The sequence below is a fragment of the Arthrobacter sp. zg-Y1116 genome (assembly GCF_024385485.1).
Classification (GTDB): domain Bacteria; phylum Actinomycetota; class Actinomycetes; order Actinomycetales; family Micrococcaceae; genus Arthrobacter_B.
Window position 1 is genome coordinate 17,945 of sequence record NZ_JANFLR010000001.1, and the last position, 16,190, is coordinate 34,134.

General features: G+C 65.3%; 14 protein-coding genes and 3 tRNA genes. 10 read left to right on the forward strand and 7 right to left on the reverse strand.

Annotated features, from left to right (window positions below; genetic code table 11):
* Positions 1–199: 199 nt before the first annotated feature.
* Positions 200–1,903 carry a dihydroxy-acid dehydratase gene (gene ilvD, locus NNX34_RS00080; protein ID WP_255764581.1) on the reverse strand — a complete coding sequence of 568 codons (1,704 nt, stop codon included), beginning with the start codon at positions 1,901–1,903 and terminating at the stop codon, positions 200–202.
* A 149-nt stretch (positions 1,904–2,052) separates the two neighbouring features.
* Between ilvD and NNX34_RS00085 the strand changes: the two genes are divergently transcribed.
* Positions 2,053–2,538 (forward strand): hypothetical protein, encoded by a 486-nt coding sequence (locus tag NNX34_RS00085; protein WP_255764582.1) that lies wholly within the window; start codon positions 2,053–2,055, stop codon positions 2,536–2,538.
* Between the two features lie 16 nt (positions 2,539–2,554).
* Here NNX34_RS00085 and NNX34_RS00090 read toward each other — a convergent pair whose 3' ends face one another.
* Positions 2,555–3,520, reverse strand: coding sequence for a 2-hydroxyacid dehydrogenase (locus tag NNX34_RS00090; protein ID WP_255764583.1), 966 nt, complete (start codon positions 3,518–3,520; stop codon positions 2,555–2,557).
* Between the two features lie 94 nt (positions 3,521–3,614).
* Here NNX34_RS00090 and NNX34_RS00095 point away from each other — a divergent pair, with 94 nt between their 5' ends.
* From NNX34_RS00095 to NNX34_RS00105, 3 genes are all read left to right on the forward strand, one after another.
* Positions 3,615–3,938: a hypothetical protein gene (locus NNX34_RS00095; protein ID WP_255764584.1), complete on the forward strand. Its 324-nt coding sequence runs from the start codon at positions 3,615–3,617 to the stop codon at positions 3,936–3,938.
* A gap of 116 nt (positions 3,939–4,054) precedes the next feature.
* Positions 4,055–4,130 (forward strand) — tRNA-Lys (locus NNX34_RS00100).
* A 180-nt stretch (positions 4,131–4,310) separates the two neighbouring features.
* A tRNA-Lys gene (locus NNX34_RS00105) sits at positions 4,311–4,386 on the forward strand.
* Between the two features lie 126 nt (positions 4,387–4,512).
* Here the strand turns inward: NNX34_RS00105 and NNX34_RS00110 are convergent.
* From NNX34_RS00110 to NNX34_RS00120, 3 genes are all read right to left on the reverse strand, one after another.
* Positions 4,513–5,307 (reverse strand): GNAT family N-acetyltransferase, encoded by a 795-nt coding sequence (locus NNX34_RS00110; protein WP_255764585.1) that lies wholly within the window; start codon positions 5,305–5,307, stop codon positions 4,513–4,515.
* Positions 5,308–5,353: 46 nt separating this feature from the next.
* Entirely contained in the window at positions 5,354–6,526 is a 1,173-nt protein-coding gene (locus NNX34_RS00115) for an RtcB family protein (protein WP_255764586.1), read from the reverse strand.
* A gap of 109 nt (positions 6,527–6,635) precedes the next feature.
* Positions 6,636–7,169, reverse strand: a complete 534-nt coding sequence (locus NNX34_RS00120; protein WP_255764587.1) for a MarR family winged helix-turn-helix transcriptional regulator — start codon at positions 7,167–7,169, stop codon at positions 6,636–6,638.
* A gap of 151 nt (positions 7,170–7,320) precedes the next feature.
* On the opposite strand from NNX34_RS00120, the gene bcp reads away from it, so the two are divergent.
* From bcp to NNX34_RS00145, 5 genes are all read left to right on the forward strand, one after another.
* Entirely contained in the window at positions 7,321–7,788 is a 468-nt protein-coding gene (gene bcp, locus NNX34_RS00125; protein ID WP_227918214.1) for a thioredoxin-dependent thiol peroxidase, read from the forward strand.
* A 58-nt stretch (positions 7,789–7,846) separates the two neighbouring features.
* Positions 7,847–7,928, forward strand: a tRNA-Leu gene (locus NNX34_RS00130).
* 238 nt (positions 7,929–8,166) lie between these two features.
* Complete coding sequence (locus NNX34_RS00135) at positions 8,167–9,861, forward strand: ABC transporter substrate-binding protein (RefSeq protein WP_255764588.1); 1,695 nt, start codon at positions 8,167–8,169, stop codon at positions 9,859–9,861.
* Positions 9,862–9,963: 102 nt separating this feature from the next.
* Positions 9,964–10,968, forward strand: a complete 1,005-nt coding sequence (locus NNX34_RS00140) for an ABC transporter permease (RefSeq protein WP_227918216.1) — start codon at positions 9,964–9,966, stop codon at positions 10,966–10,968.
* The gene (locus tag NNX34_RS00145) at positions 10,965–11,909 is read left to right on the forward strand and encodes an ABC transporter permease (RefSeq protein ID WP_370646904.1); all 945 of its coding nucleotides are present in this window, start codon (positions 10,965–10,967) and stop codon (positions 11,907–11,909) included. The genes NNX34_RS00140 and NNX34_RS00145 overlap by 4 nt, the downstream gene beginning before the upstream one ends.
* Positions 11,910–12,042: 133 nt before the next feature.
* Here the strand turns inward: NNX34_RS00145 and NNX34_RS00150 are convergent, their stop codons facing one another.
* On the reverse strand, positions 12,043–12,579 hold the full coding sequence (locus NNX34_RS00150) for a tetratricopeptide repeat protein (protein WP_255764590.1): 537 nt from the start codon (positions 12,577–12,579) through the stop codon (positions 12,043–12,045).
* Positions 12,580–12,581: 2 nt separating this feature from the next.
* Positions 12,582–14,303 (reverse strand): ABC transporter ATP-binding protein, encoded by a 1,722-nt coding sequence (locus NNX34_RS00155; protein ID WP_255764591.1) that lies wholly within the window; start codon positions 14,301–14,303, stop codon positions 12,582–12,584.
* A gap of 125 nt (positions 14,304–14,428) precedes the next feature.
* On the opposite strand from NNX34_RS00155, the gene NNX34_RS00160 reads away from it, so the two are divergent.
* On the forward strand, positions 14,429–16,153 hold the full coding sequence (locus tag NNX34_RS00160) for an ABC transporter substrate-binding protein (RefSeq protein WP_255764592.1): 1,725 nt from the start codon (positions 14,429–14,431) through the stop codon (positions 16,151–16,153).
* Positions 16,154–16,190: the final 37 nt, after the last annotated feature.

A 16,190-nucleotide genomic window follows, 5' to 3' on the forward strand; every position in this document is an offset into this window, starting at 1 on the left:
GCGTCTCGGCTTTTGGGACCTGCCCACGGGAGGCGGCAGGGCTTAATAAGGCTGCAAAGGCCTGAGGGGCCCCAAGGGCATCCGCGCCAGCGGGTGCCCTTGGGGAAGCCTTATCAGCCGGGCAGGGCTTAATAAGGCTGCAAAGGCCTGAGGGGCCCCAAGGGCATCCGCGCCAGCGGGTGCCCTTGGGGAAGCCTTATCACCCGCAGTACGCCCCGGTGGACGCGGAGTTCACCATCTTGGCGTACTTGGCCAGTACACCCTTGGTGAACTTGTGCGGCAGCGGCTGCCAGCCGACCTTGCGGGCTTCGAGCTCGTCCGGGTCCACCAGCAGGTCAAAACTGCGGGCGGCAATGTCCACCCGGATCCGGTCGCCGTCCTTCACGAAAGCAATGGGACCGCCGTCGACCGCTTCGGGTGCAACGTGGCCGATACACAGGCCCGTGGTGCCGCCGGAAAAGCGGCCATCCGTCAGCAGCAGGACATCCTTGCCCAGGCCGGCACCCTTGATGGCGCCGGTAATGGCGAGCATTTCGCGCATGCCCGGTCCGCCCTTGGGGCCCTCGTAGCGGATGACCACAACGTCGCCGGCAGAGATCTCGCCGGCGTCCAGGGCGTCCAGGGCGCCCTGTTCACGCTCGAAGACCCGTGCGGTGCCTTCGAAGACGTCGGCGTCGAACCCTGCGCTCTTCACCACAGCGCCTTCCGGAGCCATGGACCCCTTCAGGACGGTGATGCCGCCGGTCTTGTGGATGGGGTTGTCCATGGCACGCAGGACCTTCCCGTCCGGATCCGGCGGGTTGATGGCCGCGAGGTTCTCCGCCACGGTCTTGCCGGTGACCGTGAGGCAGTCGCCGTGGATCAGGCCGGCGTCGAGCAGTGCCTTCATGATCACGGGCACGCCGCCGATCTTGTCGACGTCGAACATCACGTACCGGCCGAACGGCTTCAGGTCGCCGAGGTGCGGGATGGTGTCGCCGATGCGGTTGAAATCCTCGAGGGTGAGGTCCACTTCGGCCTCGCGGGCGATGGCCAGCAGGTGCAGCACGGCGTTGGTGGAGCCGCCGAAGGCCATGGTGACGGCGATGGCGTTTTCGAAGGCCTTCTTGGTCATGATGTCGCGGGCGGTGATGCCCTTGCGCAGCAGGTTGACCACTGCCTCGCCGGATTTGCGGGCAAACTCGTCGCGGCGCCGGTCCGCGGAGGGCGGCGCGGCCGAACCGGGCAGGGACATGCCCAGGGCCTCGCCGATGCAGGCCATGGTGTTGGCGGTGTACATCCCGCCGCAGGCACCTTCACCCGGGCAGATGGCCCGTTCAATCGAGTCGAGGTCCTTCAGGCTCATCTTGCCCGCGGCGCAGGCACCCACGGCTTCGAAGGCGTCGATCAGGGTGACTTCCCGCTCGCTGCCGTCCTCCATCTTGGCGAAGCCGGGCATGATCGAACCGGCATAGAGGAAGACGCTGGAGAGGTCCAGGCGCGCTGCCGCCATCAGCATGCCGGGCAGGGACTTGTCGCAGCCGGCAAGCAGCACGGAGCCGTCCAGGCGCTCGGCCATCATCACCGTTTCCACCGAGTCCGCTATGACTTCGCGGGAAACCAGGGAAAAGTGCATGCCCTCGTGGCCCATGGAAATGCCGTCCGAGACAGAAATGGTGCCGAACTGCATGGGGAAGCCGCCGCCTGCGTGGATGCCTTCTTTGGCGCCGGTGGCGAGGCGGTTCAGGGATAGGTTGCAGGGAGTGATCTCGTTCCAGGAACTGGCGACGCCGATCTGCGGCTTCGCGAAGTCGTCGTCGCCCATGCCTACGGCACGGAACATGCCGCGGGCAGGGGCGGCGTGTATGCCGTCCGTAACGACTCGGCTGCGGGGTTTGATGTCCGGTGTGTTGTCCACGCTCATGGGTAGATCGTAGGACTTAAGCCTGCCGGGATGGTCTCTGTGACGGACATTCGCGTCTGTTGTTACGGCCTGTGAACAGCAGATGAAGATCAGAGGCAGGGACGGCACGGGCTTCCCGAATAGGGGGACGGTGTTCATAGACTGGGGGTATGACATCGGATACAGGATCCACGGATCCGGGCGTACATACTGCGGAGACGGACACTGCAGACCTGGGAAACCCCGCCAGCAACCAGCTGAAGCGGGTGCTGCGCCGCGTCTTCGAATCCCAGATTCCCAATTACGGTGACTACAACCTGGTGCTGGCCACGCCGGGCCTCGACGGTGAAACCGGTTTTTACGTGCTGGGCTACCGGTGGCGTCCGGCCGAGGTTGTGTTTGCTCCGTTCGACGTCGATACCCTCGCCGGGCTGGAAGTACCCACTTCCGTGAACACCACCAATCTGAGCCACACCGACGAGCTGGACACGGACGCGTACGAGGTGGGCACAAGCACCGGCCGCGTCTTCCAGTTTGCCGTGGAAGCGCAGGCCACCCTGCCGGCCACGGCTTCAGCGGGCGAGCGGCTGCTGGAGCAGTCCGCCGACTGGGAAGATTTCCGTTCCTTCGTGGACTCCTACCTGGAACTGGCCTAGGGCGCAGGCGGTTCGCCTACCCCCACGGGCCGGGGCGGACGAGGTTCAGCGGTTCTTTTCCTGCTGCCAGCCGCTGCACCTGTTCGCGCAGCAGGGCCTTGATCCGGGGTTCGAAGGCTGCGGTGTTTCCGCCCCAGTGCGGGGTAATAATCGCCCCGGATGCCTGCCGCAGCGGATGCTCTGCCGGCAGGGGCTCCGGATCGAAGACGTCCAGAGCCGCGCGCAGCCGTCCGGACACCACTTCCTTGGTGAGGGCTTCGCTGTCCACCACGGCGCCGCGGGCAACGTTGACCACCAGCGCCCCGTCCGGCAGGGCGGCGAGTACGTTGGCGTCGATGAGGTGGCGGGTCTGCTCGTTCAAGGGTGTGATGACCACCAGGATCTCGGCCCGGGCCGCCAGATCGGTGAGTTCGTCCGTACCGTGCACGGCGCCGTCGTCATCCGTCCGCGCCGTGCTGCCCACCCGGGTCAGCTCGACGTCGAACGGGTGCAGCCGCGCGGCAATCTCCCGGCCGATTCCGCCGACCCCCACGAGGAGCACGCGGCGGTCCGCCAGCCCCGGATACCGGATCGATTCCCACCGGCCCTCATGCTGGGCGCTCAGCGCGTTGTCGATTCCCCGCTGCGCGGACAGGATCAGGGTAAGGGCCATCTCGGCCGTGGCGGCCGCATGGACGCCGGCGGCACTGGCGATGCCCGTCCCCTCACCGACCAGCTCGGGCAGCCCGTCATAGCCCGTCGACTGCGCCTGCAGGAGCAGCAGGTTCGGCACCCGGTCCAGCGCATCTCCGTAGTCTGATCCGTTAGCGTAGGGAAGCACCACTGCATCGATGTCCGGATACGCCACCCCCTCGGGCTCACCGGCCAGGTCCCAGACGGCTGCCTTCATGCCGTCGGGCAGGGGCTGCAGGGCTTCCAGAAGTTCGGGCGTGGGCACGGTTAGGGTGCGCACCGGAACATTGCGGGATTCAGTGTCGGCCATGCCAGCCAGCGTAACCGGGTCCTCGACTATGGACAGCGGCAGGCGCCGGCCGTAACGTGAAAAACGTGCCTTCCGCCGATCGAAGGAGGCCGCCGTGGCCCGGAAATCCTTTCTCTTCACAGCCCTGGGGGTTGGGTCCGTTGCGGTTGTCTGGGCAGCCCGGACAGCTGAGCGGATGCTGGCCCACGGTGCCGTGCGGACCGCTGCGGGGATCGACACTTCCGGTGTGCCGGACCCTGACCTTCCGGTTACCCCGGTCCCCGGCGACGCCGTTACGACAGTGACCACCGGGGACCCGGCGTCGAACCTCCCCGCACGGACCTGGGTGGTGGACAGCAGCGGCGACTGGGACGGTAATCCGGGCGAATTGGTGGTCCTCCCCCATCCAGGCGGTACGCCGGAACGGAATGCAACGTGAGACGGGACACAAAAGCTGCCGGAATTTCGTTCTCCGGCGGAACTGCTGGTAGTGTTTCATGTCGTTGCTGATGCCGACCACGGAGAAAATCCGCTGGTTTCCATCACCTCGAATACGCACCTCTAGCTCAATTGGCAGAGCAATTGACTCTTAATCAATGGGTTCCGGGTTCAAGTCCCGGGGGGTGCACCAATTACCCCGTCCGATCAGGCTCTTCGCCTGGCCGGGCGGGGTTTTTTGTTGCCCTGGCGGGCAGCGGCTCCGGGCATGCAGGCCGGATTTCGTGGAGCCTGCCGACACGTGGTAATGTTTCATGTCGTTGCGGAGAACGAACCGCGCCTCACGGCGAAGGTCTTCCTTCCAACAAAGTGCGCACCTCTAGCTCAATTGGCAGAGCAATTGACTCTTAATCAATGGGTTCCGGGTTCAAGTCCCGGGGGGTGCACCAGTGAAAACCCCGTCTGACCAGGCATTGCGCCTGTCGGACGGGGTTTTTTCGTTTTGCCGCCGGGAACTCATCCGCGAACAGCTCCGCGGCCGCCGGCGCCAGCGGCCAGCGCTCCGGCTCCTGCAGCTACGCCTCCGCACGCCAGAGATACGGCGTTGTGGCGGACACCTTCAGGAAGCCGGAGCGCTCCAGGATCGGGCGGGAGTACTCCGTGGAATCGCTGTGGATCAGGGTCTTGCCCGCTGCCAGCGCGGACCGGGCACGGGCTGCGGTAAGTGCGCGGTAGATACCCCGGCCGCGCCAGGGCGCCAGCGTTGCACCGCCCCAGATGCCTGCGAACTCCGTGCCGGCAACCGGTTCCAGGCGGCCGGCGCTGACGATCGTGCCGCCGCTTTCCGCCACCCAGAGTTCCATCCCGTCGCCGCGGGACAACCGGCGCAGGAGGGAGTCCGCCGTTGCAATGGAGACCGGATCACCGAATACACCGTCCGCCATGGCACTCATGGCGCGGATATCCTGCTCTTCCGTGACGCGGCGGAGGGCAACCCCTTCGGGAACCGGGACATCCACCGCCAGGTCCGCCGCGCGCCCGATCATGATGGATTCGGGTTCGTCCGGTTCGAACCCGTTGCGCAGCAGTGATTCGTGGAGTCCGGGTGCCCGGTCATGGCTCCGGGTCTTCCACTCCACCTTCCGGATCTGCGGATCGCTCCGGTAATACGCGAGGGCACCGGCTACCCAGCCGGCAATGGTCTCGGCATCCGCCCCGTCCAGGTCGGCGTAGGTGATGAAGCCCCGGCCGCCGTCGAACGTCACCAGGCGCAGGGGTCCCAGCCGTTCCACGGCGACTGCGCCGGGAGTTTCCGCATCGGTGCGCAACTGGCGGTCATAGGCGGCAAGGAGCTCTGCGGGTCTGGTCATGGGTCCATACCCTACCGTTGCGGGCCCGTTGCACTGGATTCGGGGCTTAGTTTCCCTTGACGTTCACGATCTGCCGCAGCACGTGCTTCACCGTGACCAGATCCTTCGCGTCCGCCATCACGGCGTCGATGTCCTTGTACGCCGCCGGGATCTCGTCAATGAAAACGGGGGTGTCGCGGAACTCGATCCCCTTCATTGCCTTCCGCAGCTGCTCCTGGCTGAAGGTCCTGCGCGCTTTCGTCCGGGAATACTCCCTGCCTGCGCCGTGCGGTGCGGAGTTCAGCGACGGCGCGTAGCCCTTGCCTTCCACCACGTACGACGCCGTGCCCATGGATCCCGGGATCAGCCCCGGACGTCCCGGCGAAGCGTCGATGGCGCCCTTCCGCGAGAGCCAGACGTCCCTGCCGTAGTGGTGCTCAACCTCGGTGTAGTTGTGGTGGCAGTTGATCCGCTGCCGTTCCTGCACGGCCTCCCCCGTCCAGGCACTGAAGCATCCCACGACCCGGTCCATCATTTCCTCACGGCTCAGCAGGGCGAACTTCTGGGCCCACATCAGTTCCGCAATGTACCGGTCGAACTCCTCGGTCCCCTCCTCCAGGTACGCCAGGTCCCGGTCCGGCAGGTCGATGGAGCGCTTGCCGCAGTAGTTCTGTGCCGACCAGATGTGCTGCTGCGCGATCTTGTTCCCGACACCGCGCGAGCCCGAATGCAGGAACAGCCAGATCGCGTCCTCTTCATCCAGGGACACTTCGATGAAGTGGTTCCCCGAGCCCAGGGTGCCCAGCTGGAGCCGCCAGCCGCTGAGGTAGGACGCGGGGTCAAAGCCGGCGGCAGCGGCGTCGTCGGCCAGTTCCTCGACCCGGAGACGCGCCGAATCGGTGAGGCTGCGGTTGTTGTTGCCGGCTGAGAGCGGAATGGCATGTTCTATCGCTTCGCGGAGAACCCGGCGGTTCAGGCCCGCAATGTCCGCGGCAAAGAGCCGGGTGCGGACGGCAATCATTCCGCAGCCGATATCGACGCCCACCGCCGCAGGGATGATTGCCCCCAGGGTGGGGATCACGGATCCGACAGCTGCACCCTTCCCCAGGTGCGCGTCCGGCATGGAGGCCAGGTGCGGATAGATGAACGGCATCCGGGCCGTCCTGGTGTTTTGCTCCAGGGTGGCGTCATCAATGACGCTCGCGAAGTTGGTGTACTTCGCGTTGACCTTATGCTCCACGGGCAGCCCTTTCGTCAGCGTGCTTACCACTGAGGCTAACGGCCAAACGAAAGAAGAGGCACATCCAGCGGATGTGCCTCTTCGTACGTTTTCGGTCCCGCTCCGGCGGTCAGCGGCGGTCCGCCGGGGCTTCCGCAGCCTCCGTGGCGTCCGCACTTTCCGGCAGGATCACCAAACCGCTTTCGGGCGGGACCGGAAGTCCGGGGACGTCGACGGCGACCTGCCACCGCGGGCTTCCCAACTCGCTGATGACCTTCCGCAGCTGGGTGCGCAGTGCCTCTGACAGCAGCTCTCCGCCGTCGAGGAGCGTGCGCTCGATGTTCTGCGCTTCGTGGAGTGCTTCCTTGCCCTGCTCGGTGATCGTCACCATGTGGCTGCGCTTGTCGAGGTCATTGCGCACACGGCTAACGTGTCCGTGGGTCTCCAGGCGGGCGAGGGTCTTGCCCATCGTCTGGGCCTGAACCCGCACAAGCTGTGCCAGGCGTGCCTGCGTCATTGGCCCCTGGGAGTCAAGAACACCCAACGCGATAACGCCTGCGTGGGTCAGGCCGATGCTGACCAACCGCTCGTTCCAGGCATGCTCTACTAGGCGTGCAGCTGTAGATAGCAGGCGCCCGGTGGGCCAGCGCTCCATATCCGGCATAAAATAAAACTCTTCCTCTCGGCGACGGATCCGTCCGCAAACAGTCAGTTTGCTGATTACGCCCCGATCCACAGTCTAGGATAGCCACCGCACGTTGGAAATGTCGCGTTATGACGCACCAACGGCGAAATCGACACCAAGGAGAGACCTAATGCCCCGTCTGAGCCCGGATGAAACCGCACCGGAATTCGCGCTTCCCGCCGCCGATGGGACAACCGTGTCATTGGCGGACCTGCACGGCAGCAGCACCATCGTCTACTTCTATCCGGCCGCGGCCACGCCCGGCTGCACGAAGGAGGCCTGCGACTTCCGCGACAACCTGAACAGCCTCAAGGGCGCCGGCTACACCGTCCTGGGTGTCTCCCCCGATCCGGTGGAGAAGCTGGAGAAGTTCGCGGCATCCGAAAACCTGAACTTTCCGCTGCTCTCCGACGCCGACCACGCCGTGGCCGAAGCCTACGGAGCATGGGGCGAGAAGAAGAACTACGGCCGCACCTACGAAGGGCTGATCAGGTCCACCGTGGTGGTGAACCCTGAAGGCAAGGTTGCCCTCGCCCAGTACAACGTGAAGGCGACCGGGCATGTTGCCAAGCTCCGGCGTGACCTGGGGCTCGACTAACCTCGGGTAGACTAAGACCGGTTTCCCGGCTGCGCAATACAGCAGGCAGGGGAAATCGGCGCGAGTGGCGGAATTGGTAGACGCGCTGGATTTAGGTTCCAGTGTCTTCGGACGTGTGGGTTCAAGTCCCTCCTCGCGCACCGGATATCAAAGCCCCGGTCTTCGGACCGGGGCTTTTTTCATGCCCGGGCTCATCGCCCGCGGCCTTGGCGTTGCCGAATCGTGACCACGCCGACGGTGACGAATGTCACGTAACAGAAACACTTCCGCATTAGGCTCTGTCCATACGTGTGCGTCCAACAGACGCATCCGGGCCGGCTTTCCGGCCGCAGGCAGCACTCGCATAGCGTTCATCCGCCCTTGAGGAGTACCCAAAACATGTTTTCAGCAGACAGTGTCCGGAAAGGCCGGTCCGCGAAGAAGCGCGCGTCCGCCCTTACCGCCGGCCTCGCCCTGAGCGCGCTTGTGCTTTCGGGCTGCGCCCAAAGCAACCGCGAGGAAGGGGCCGACGGCGGCTCCAGTGACGTCGACGGCACCTTCGTTTTCGCCGCTTCATCCGATCCCAAATCCCTGGACCCCGCCTTCGCGTCCGACGGCGAGTCCTTCCGCGTCAGCCGCCAGATCTTCGAAGGCCTTGTCGGCGTCGAACCCGGCACCGCGGACCCGGCCCCGCTGCTGGCGAAGTCGTGGGAGGCTTCGGAAGACGGCATGACCTACACGTTCGACCTCGAAGAGGGCGTCAAGTTCCACGACGGCACCGATTTCAATGCCGAAGCGGTCTGCGCCAACTTTGACCGCTGGTACAACTTCACCGGCATCCAGCAGGCCGAAAGCCAGGCCTACTACTACGGCATGCTGTTCAAGGGCTTCTCGGACACACCCGAAGAGGCAACCTACAAGTCCTGCGAAGCGACCTCGGATGCCGAAGCCGTGATTACGCTGAACAAGCCCTTCGCCGGCTTTGTTGCCGCGCTCTCGCTGCCTGCCTTCAGCATGCAGAGCCCGGCCGCCCTGGAGGAATTCGGCGCCAACAACTCCTCGGGCACGGCCGAAGCCCCCGAGCTGACCGAATACGCCAAGGAACACCCCACCGGCACCGGTCCCTACAAGTTCGACGGCTGGGACGTGGGCAACCAGCTCACACTGTCCCTGAACGAGGATTACTGGGGCGGCGACGACGCCCAGGTCACCGACATCATCTTCCGCGTCATCGACGATCCGCAGGCCCGCCGCCAGTCGCTGGAGTCCGGCGACATTGACGGCTACGACCTCGTGGCCCCCGCCGACACCGAGGCACTGGCCGACGCCGGCTTCAAGGTGATCCCGCGCGATCCGTTCACCATCCTGTACCTGGGCATCAACCAGCAGGTGCCCGAGCTGGCCGACCCCAAGGTCCGCCAGGCCATTGCGCACGCCATCGACAAGGAAGCACTGGTCAGCCAGACCCTGCCCGAGGGCACCAAGGTGGCCACCCAGTTCATCCCCGACGTCGTCAACGGCTACAACGAAGACGTCACCACGTACGAATACGACCCGGCAAAGGCCAAGTCCCTGCTGGCCGAAGCCGGCTACCCGGACGGTTTCACCGTGCAGTTCAACTACCCCACCGGCGTCTCCCGGCCGTACATGCCGACGCCTGAGCAGGTCTTCACCAACCTGAGCGCGCAGCTGGCCGAAGTCGGCATCACGGTCACCCCCCAGTCGGACAAGTGGTCCCCGGACTACCTCGACCGCGTGCAGGCAGGCTCCGATCACGGCCTGCACCTGCTGGGCTGGACCGGCGACTACAACGACACGGACAACTTCGTAGGCGTGTTCTTCGGCCAGGAGAAGCCCGAGTTCGGCTTCAACAACCCGGAGATCTTCAGCGCGCTGGAAGAGGCACGCCAGGTTTCCACCCTCGAGGAGCAGACTCCGCTCTACGAGCAGATCAATGAGGACATCGCCCAGTTCGTGCCGGCCATCCCGCTGGCACACCCGGCGCCGTCGCTCGCCTTCTCCGAGCGGGTCGAGTCCTACCCGGCCAGCCCGGTGAACGACGAAGTCTTCAGCGAAATCAAGCTCTCCAAGTAACACCTAAGCGGAGGCCGGGGACCCCGCGGGGTCCCCGGCCTCCTACGCGCCTCGACTTTTCCTCCCCAGATCCTCCAGCCCCACGGCTGGGAAAGGACACTCGTGCTACGAGTCATCGGCAAACGCCTTCTTATGCTGATCCCCACCCTGATCGGCCTTTCGATCCTGCTGTTCCTGTGGGTCCGCAACCTGCCCGGCGGTCCGGCCACCGCCCTGCTCGGTGACAAGGCCTCCCCCGAAGCCATCGCCAACATCAACAAGGCCTACGGCTTTGACCGCCCGCTGATCGAGCAGTACTTCACCTATGTCGGAAAGCTGCTTAAGGGCGACTTCGGTACCTCAATCGTCACCGGGCGCCCGGTGCTGGAGGAATTCGCCACCCGCTTTCCCGCCACCGTGGAGCTGGCGGTCGTGGCGCTTATCTTCGCGATCGGCATCGGCATCCCGCTGGGTTATCTGGCCGCCCGCCACTACGGACGTTTCTGGGACCACTCCTCGGTGGTCCTGTCCCTGATCGGCATCACCGTCCCGGTGTTCTTCCTCGCCTTCATCCTCAAATGGGTGCTGGCCATCCAACTGGGCTGGTTCCCCACCGACGGGCGCCAGGATCCGCGCATCGATGCCACGCATGTTACCGACTTCTACGTTTTGGACGGTCTGCTCACCCGGGAATGGGACGCGTCCTGGGACGCCGTCATGCATCTGGTGCTTCCCGCCATCGCCCTCGGGACCATTCCGCTGGCGATCATCGTGCGCATTACCAGGGCATCGGTCCTGGAGGTCCAGGGCGCCGACTATGTCCGCACGGCCCGCGCCAAAGGATTGATGGAGAAGACCATCCGCGGCCGTTTTGTGCTGCGCAACGCCATGCTGCCGGTAACCACCACCATCGGCCTGCAGACCGGCCTGCTGATCTCCGGCGCAGTGCTGACCGAGACCGTCTTCGCGTTCAGCGGTATCGGCAGGTTCCTGAGGGACGCGATCTTCGCCCTCGACTATCCCGTCCTGCAGGGATTCATTGTCTTCATTGCCGTGGCGTATTCGCTGATCAACCTGCTGGTTGACGTGTCCTACGGCTTCATCGATCCAAGGGTGCGTGTCCAGTGAGTACTACTCTGCCCCCCGCAGCCGGCGGGTCCATCCTTCCCGACGGTGCTCCCACCGCCAAGCCCGCCACCGGAAGCGGGATGTGGAAAGACGCTTTCCGCCGCCTGCGCCGCAACCCTGCCGCCGTCGCCGGCGCCGTCATCGTGGGGCTGTTCATATTGGTGGCCATCCTCGCCCCGCTGCTTGCCCCCTTTGGCGGCGACGACCTCCCCGGCCGTACGGAGATCACCCCCACGAACATCCCCGGACCGGGAGACATTGACGGTTATCCCCTGGGCCTGGACCGTTTCGGCGGCGATGTCCTCTCCAAGCTGATCTGGGGTGCCCGCGCGTCGCTGATCATCGGCGTAGTGTCCACGGCGCTGGGCCTGGCCGGCGGAGTGCTGCTCGGGGTCATCGCCGGCGGCCTGGGCGGCTGGGTGGACAGCGTGATCATGCGCTTTGTCGACATCCTGCTCTCCGTACCGAACCTGCTGCTCGCCGTGAGCATTGCCGCCCTCCTGGGCCAAAGTTCCCTGGCAATCATGATTGCCATCGGTGTCTCACAGGTACCTATCTTCGCCCGGCTCCTGCGGTCGTCAATGATCTCCCAGCGCAGCGCCGACTACATCCTGTCTGCGCAGACCCTGGGGCTAAGCCGGCGGACCATCACCATGAGCCACCTGCTGCCCAACAGCATGGGTCCGCTGATCGTGCAGGCCACCCTCACCCTGGCGACAGCGGTCATCGACGCCGCCGCGCTGGCCTTCCTGGGCCTCGGCGGCGGCCTGCCGCAGACCGCCGAGTGGGGCCGGATGCTTACCTACGCACAGGCCGAACTGGCCGTGGCACCGCAGCTGGCCTTCCTCCCCGGTATCTGCATTGCCATCACCGCGCTTGGCTTCACCCTGCTGGGCGAGTCCCTCCGTGAGGCCTTGGACCCCAAGACACGGCGAAAGTAACCAGCGCGGACGGCAATGCCTCCGGTCAACGAAGAAGGGCCCTCCGTTTGGAGGGCCCTTCTTCGTTGACCGGCTTCGTTGGCCGGCTTGGTTGTTCGGCTTCGTTGTCCGGCTTGGTTGGCCGGGTACGGGTTCAGGCGCGGTGGCCGGCCCCGCCGTCGAGCGAAGCGAGGTAAGCCGCGTTGCCGTGCAGCGCCGGGAGATACCGTTCCAGGTCTTCCGAGGAAACATTCTCCGCGAGCAGGACCAGGAGACCGGCGAGCGCCGCGTTCGCCTTGCCCGCGGCATGCAGGGTCAGGGCCTCGAAGACCCCCAGCGACACTGATCCGGGAAAGCTCTGCCGGGCGCGGGCGAAGACCGCCAGCGATTCCTCCGAGCGCCCGAGCAGCCGCAGGGTGCTGCCGTACTGCAGATAGCAGCGCCGCAGCACATCGCCTTCCAGGCCCAGCGCCAGCGCCTGTTCGTAGTATCCGGCAGCCGTTGCCTCTTCCCCTGCCGTGTCATAGGCGCCGCCCACTTCATAGCGGACGCGGGCATTGTCCGGATAGCGGTCCCGGACATCCAGCAGCGCCGCGATGGTGGGGGCCATGTCCTCCCGGTTCCGGGCTGCGAACAGCTGCCGCAGCTCTGCTTCCAGGTCCGCTGCGGAACCCGCCGGCGTTTCAGCCATGGTCAGGAAGCCAGCTCGCCGTCGATGTTGAGCTCATTGCCGGGAATCGAGGCCAGGAGTTTTCGCGTGTAGGGGTGGCGGGGATTGGAGAAGACCTCCTCGGAGGTGGCGGCCTCCACCAGCTCCCCGTCCTTCATCACGCACACATAGTCGGAGATCAACCGGACAACCGCCAGGTCGTGGGAAATGAAGAGGTAGCTGAGGCCGAACTCGCGCTGCAGGTCCCCCAGCAGCTGGAGGATCTGCGCCTGTACCAGGACGTCCAGTGCCGAGACCGGCTCGTCGCAGACAATCAGTTCGGGCTTGAGCGCCAGCGCACGCGCAATGGCCACGCGCTGCCGCTGCCCGCCCGAGAGCTCGGCAGGGTAGCGGTGCAGCATCTCAAGAGGCAGCGCCACCTGCTCCATCAGTTCCCGCACGCGGCGCTGACGCTCTGCCTTGTCGCCGCGCCGGTAGGTTTTCAGCGGCTCTTCCAGGATCCGCTCAATGGTGTACATCGGGTCCAGGGAGGAGTACGGGTCCTGGAAGATCGGCTGCACGCGCTGCCGGAATTCACGCAGCTGGACCTTGTCCAGGGTGGCAACGTCCATGCCGTCGAAGGTCATGGTTCCGCTGGTGGGTTCAATCAGTTTCAAGAGCATCCGCGCCGTGGTGGTTTTGCCCGAACCGGACTCCCCCACAATGGCTACGGTGCGGCCGCGGGGAATGTCCAGGGTGACGTTCTTGGCGGCATAGAAATCATCGGAGCGGCCGCGGATCTTGAACACCTTGGTCAGGTCACGGAATTCCACAATGTTGTCCGGTGCGGTGCCGGCGCCCGCGGGTTCCGCAGCCAGTTCACCGGCCGCCGACGTCGCGGCAGCGGCCCCGCTCTTGGAACCGATATGTCCGGCAAAGGCACCCGGGCTCAGCCGCACGGCTGCCACACTGGGAGCTGCACGGACCAGGGCCTGGGTGTACGGGTGCTGCGGGTCCTCCAGGAGCTGGCGGGCGGGACCCGTTTCCACGACCTCGCCGCGGTGCATAACCACCAGTTCGGAGGCACGCTCGGCTGCCAGTCCCAGGTCATGGGTAATCAGCAGGACGGAAGAACCCAGTTCCTCCGTCATCCGATCGATCTGGTCCAGGATGGTCCGCTGGACGGTGACGTCCAGGGCGCTGGTGGGTTCGTCGGCAATCAGCAGCCGGGGACGGCAGGCCAGGCCAATGGCAATCAGGGCACGCTGGCGCATGCCTCCCGAGAATTCATGGGGGTACTGCTTAGCGCGCTCCGCGGCGTTGGGCAGCCCGGCCGCGGTCAGGACCTCCACTACCTTCCGGTCCACGTCCTTGGACGTGGCCATCCCGTGCACCAGCAGGGTTTCGGCAACCTGGGTGCCGATCTTGGTGACCGGATTGAGGTTGGACATCGGGTCCTGCGGCACCAGGCCGATGGAACGCCCGCGGATTGCCCGCATCTTGGATTCCGGAAGGCCCACCAGTTCCTGGCCGTCGAAGCGGATGCTGCCCGAAGCCACGGTGCCGTTACCGGGCAGCAGCCCGATGACGGCCATTGCGGTAGTGGATTTCCCGGACCCGGACTCCCCCACGATGGCCAGCGTCTTGCCTGCCGGGAGGGAGAAACCGGCGTTGCGCACAGCGGGAACTTCTCCGTCCATGGTCCGGAAATTAACCGCGAGGTTGCTCACCTCGAGCAGGGGCGAATCAGTGCTCAAATCAGTCATTTCCCCATCCTGCCCCACTCGCGCCCCTTGTGACGCGTGTCTCACAGCGGTTTACCGGTTTTTAATCATTTAGAATGAAGAATCACTGAAAAATGAGGGATGGAGCGTCCCGGAGGAGTATTACCGTGACCAAATCCGGCACCGCTAAATCCGGCCCTGCCAAAGATCCAGGCACCGGATCCGGCGCTCCCGCCCTTTCCCGACGCTCCGTCATCCGTGCCGGCGCGGTGGCTGCGGCGTTTATGCTCGCCGGCTGCACTGCCGAAGCTGATTCTCCCTCCCCCACTCCCACACCCACGGCAACCGGTCCGGCGGGCCCCAATGAGCGGTTCACCTTTGCGACGGCGGCCCGCCCGGTCACGTTGGATCCCGCGCTTGCTGCGGATACCGAGTCCTACCGGGTGACCCGGCAGGTCTTGGAAGGCCTGGTAGGAGTTGACGCCCTGACCTCGGCACCGATTCCCCTGCTGGCAAAGAGCTGGACCAAGTCCGAGGACCGCAGGACGTACACGTTTGACCTGCGGCGCGACGTCACGTTCCACGACGGCGAGCCCTTCAACGCAGAAGCCGTGCGCAGGAACTTCGAACGCTGGTACACGCTGCCGGAATCCGTGCGCAACGACTCCCTCATGTACAGATCCGTCTTCCGGGGGTTCTCGGACTCCCCGAAGACCGCGGTCTACCGCGAATGCGTAGTGGAGGACGAGTTCACGGTGCGGGTGGAGCTTACCGAGCCGCTCGACAGCTTCATTCCCGCCCTGGCCGCTCCGGCGTTCGCCATGTCTTCCCCGAAGGCCCTGGCTGACGCCACGGCCGATGCCCTCACCCAGGAACGCAATGGCCGGAACATCTCGGCCTACGGCGCACATCCGGTGGGCACCGGGCCGTTCCGGTTCGTCAGCTGGAACGAGGACACCGTAGAGCTGGCAGCGTACCCGGACTACTGGGGCGAAGCCGGACAGATCGGCACGGTTGTGTTCAAGACTCTTTCCAGCCCCGAGGGCCGGCTGCGGGCGCTGAAAAAGGGCGAGGTGGACGGCTATGACCTGGTGACCGTCAACGACGTCGGCGACCTGGCCCGCAACGGCCTGCAGATCCAGCAGCGGGATCCGTATTCCATCCTCTATCTGGGTATCAACTCTAATTTCCCCGGGATGGACAACGTACTGATCCGCCGGGCGGTCGCCCATGCCATCGACAAGCCCGCAGTGTTGGACGGCCTGTTCCTCAACGGCACCAAGACCGCCAACCAGTTCCTTCCGCAGAAGCTGGGCCTGACCTCCGACACCGTTGCCGGCTATGGGTACGACGTCGACAAGGCCCGTGAGCTGCTCACGGAAGCCGGCTACGACGGGCGCGAGCTGCCCTTCTACTACCCCCGCCGCGTCACCCGCAGCTACCTGCCCGCCCCGGAACGCGTCTATGCCAGGCTCAGCAGCCAGCTCACCGCAGCCGGCTTCAACATCCGTCCGGTCCCCGTGGACTGGTCCGAGGGCTATCTGGAGAAGGTCCAGGGCAAGGAGGACCGGGCCTTCCACCTGCTGGGGCTTGCCGGGACCTACGAGGCCGGGGACAACTTTGTCGGAACCCTGTTTGGCCGGTATACCGACGAATTTTCCTATAACGATCCCGAGGTTTTCAGCGGCATCGCAAAAGCGCGGAGCCTCGTGGAAGGCCAGGAACAGACCGACGCCTACCGGGCCATTACCGACCGGATTGCCGAACGCGTGCCGGCGGTTCCCCTCGCCTTCCCGATTTCCGCCCTCGCGCTGTCTCCCCGCGTGGCCGGCTATCCCACCAGCCCCGTCCTCCACGAAGTGTTCAACCGGATAACGCTCGCCGATCGCTGAGTCCGGCCCCTCCCGCGGAAGGGCTACGTGCAGCGAT

Coding starts and splice junctions, on each gene's coding strand:
- NNX34_RS00155 (WP_255764591.1), bottom strand. CDS start 14,303: ATGACTGATTTGAGCACTGATTCGCCCCTGCTCGAGGTGAGCAACCTC.
- ilvD (WP_255764581.1), bottom strand. CDS start 1,903: ATGAGCGTGGACAACACACCGGACATCAAACCCCGCAGCCGAGTCGTT.
- NNX34_RS00135 (WP_255764588.1), top strand. CDS start 8,167: ATGTTTTCAGCAGACAGTGTCCGGAAAGGCCGGTCCGCGAAGAAGCGC.
- NNX34_RS00120 (WP_255764587.1), bottom strand. CDS start 7,169: ATGCCGGATATGGAGCGCTGGCCCACCGGGCGCCTGCTATCTACAGCT.
- NNX34_RS00085 (WP_255764582.1), top strand. CDS start 2,053: ATGACATCGGATACAGGATCCACGGATCCGGGCGTACATACTGCGGAG.
- NNX34_RS00150 (WP_255764590.1), bottom strand. CDS start 12,579: ATGGCTGAAACGCCGGCGGGTTCCGCAGCGGACCTGGAAGCAGAGCTG.
- NNX34_RS00110 (WP_255764585.1), bottom strand. CDS start 5,307: ATGACCAGACCCGCAGAGCTCCTTGCCGCCTATGACCGCCAGTTGCGC.
- bcp (WP_227918214.1), top strand. CDS start 7,321: ATGCCCCGTCTGAGCCCGGATGAAACCGCACCGGAATTCGCGCTTCCC.
- NNX34_RS00090 (WP_255764583.1), bottom strand. CDS start 3,520: ATGGCCGACACTGAATCCCGCAATGTTCCGGTGCGCACCCTAACCGTG.